This window comes from uncultured Polaribacter sp. (assembly GCF_947503855.1).
Taxonomy (GTDB): Bacteria; Bacteroidota; Bacteroidia; order Flavobacteriales; family Flavobacteriaceae; genus Polaribacter.
In genome coordinates this window covers 1-1,597 of the sequence record NZ_CANNFF010000024.1, presented here as the reverse complement: position 1 = coordinate 1,597, position 1,597 = coordinate 1, and the positions used below count along the sequence as shown (strand labels likewise).

Annotated in this window: 1 rRNA gene; it reads left to right on the top strand. The window is 44.5% G+C overall.

The window, feature by feature from the left end:
* Positions 1-134: 134 nt before the first annotated feature.
* Positions 135-1,597 (top strand): 23S ribosomal RNA (locus Q0662_RS11885); the annotation flags it as partial.

Genomic DNA, 1,597 nt, shown 5'->3' with positions numbered 1-1,597 from the left:
AGTTCATTGACATATTGGTAAAATGATATCGTAAGAATCAAATAAGATAGAGAGTTTAAAATAGAGATATTTTAGACAATTTTTATAAAAATATAAAAGAGCTCGTTGTGATATTTATATCACAGCAAAAAGTACAATAAGTTAAGTAAGGGCGTATGGCGGATGCCTAGGCTCTCAGAGGCGAAGAAGGACGTGATAAGCTGCGAAAAGTTACGGTGAGGGGCACATACCTTATGAACCGTAAATATCCGAATGGGGCAACCCACTATGTTGAAGACATAGTATCCGAAAGGAGGCAAACCCGGTGAACTGAAACATCTAAGTAACCGGAGGAAGAGAAAACAATAGTGATTCCGTTAGTAGTGGCGAGCGAACGCGGATTAGCCCAAACCAATATTGTTACGGCAATATTGGGGTTGTAGGACCACGATATTCGATGCTAAGTGAATTAGAACTGTTTGGAAATACAGACCAAAGAAGGTGATAGTCCTGTAAAAGTAAGCGAAGTTATTGATAGTGGTATCCTGAGTAGTGCGGGACACGAGTAATCCTGTATGAATCCACCGGGACCATCCGGTAAGGCTAAATACTCCTGAGAGACCGATAGTGAACTAGTACCGTGAGGGAAAGGTGAAAAGAACCCTAAGTAAGGGAGTGAAAGAGAACCTGAAACCGTACGCCTACAAGCGGTCGGAGCACATTTATGTGTGACGGCGTGCCTTTTGCATAATGAGCCTACGAGTTACTGTTTCTAGCAAGGTTAAATATTTAAGATATGGAGCCGTAGCGAAAGCGAGTCTGAATAGGGCGCTTTAGTTAGTAGTAGTAGACGCGAAACCGAGTGATCTACCCATGGGCAGGTTGAAGCTGTGGTAACACATAGTGGAGGACCGAACCAGTTGACGTTGAAAAGTCTTTGGATGACCTGTGGGTAGGGGTGAAAGGCCAATCAAACTCGGAAATAGCTCGTACTCCCCGAAATGCATTTAGGTGCAGCGTTGAGTAAAAGTTTTATAGAGGTAGAGCTACTGATTGGATGCGGGGGCTTCACCGCCTACCAATTCCTGACAAACTCCGAATGCTATAAAATGTTTCTCAGCAGTGAGGGCATGGGTGCTAAGGTCCATGTCCGAGAGGGAAAGAACCCAGACCATCAGCTAAGGTCCCCAAATATATGTTAAGTTGAAAAAACGAGGTTTGACTGCCCAGACAGCTAGGATGTTGGCTTGGAAGCAGCCATTCATTTAAAGAGTGCGTAACAGCTCACTAGTCGAGCGGTCGAGCATGGATAATAATCGGGCATAAACATATTACCGAAGCTATGGACTTTTAAAGTGGTAGGGGAGCATTGTAACCTGCGTAGAAGGTGTGCTGTGAGGCATGCTGGAGTGGTTACAAAAGAAAATGTAGGCATAAGTAACGATAATGCGGGCGAGAAACCCGCACACCGAAAGACTAAGGTTTCCTCAGCGATGCTAATCAGCTGAGGGTTAGTCGGGTCCTAAGGCGAATCCGAAGGGAGTAGTCGATGGATAACAGGTTAATATTCCTGTACTTCTTATAATTGCGATGGGGTGACGGAGTATTGAAAGCACCG